General features: G+C 63.8%; 1 pseudogene. It reads right to left on the reverse strand.

The window, feature by feature from the left end:
• Positions 1-257, reverse strand: a pseudogene (locus L9G74_RS21215) (DNA topoisomerase IV subunit B); the annotation flags it as partial.

Consider the following 257-nt stretch of genomic DNA (forward strand, 5'->3'; position numbering starts at 1 on the left):
TCAGGCGCTCCTTGGTTTGCCCGGCAAATTGCGGGTCTTGCATCTTGACGCTGAGGACGTAGCTGGCGCGATCCCAGATATCTTCCGGCGCCAGCTTCACACCACGCGGCAGCAGATTGCGAAATTCGCAGTATTCACGCATGGCATCCAGCAGGCCGGCGCGCAATCCGTGGACGTGGGTGCCGCCCTGCGGGGTGGGGATCAGGTTGACGTACGGCTCGGTCACCAGCTCGCCGCCTTCCGGCATCCACAGCACC

The sequence above is a fragment of the Shewanella electrica genome (genome assembly GCF_022321485.1).
In the GTDB taxonomy this organism is placed as follows: Bacteria; Pseudomonadota; Gammaproteobacteria; order Enterobacterales; family Shewanellaceae; genus Shewanella; species Shewanella electrica.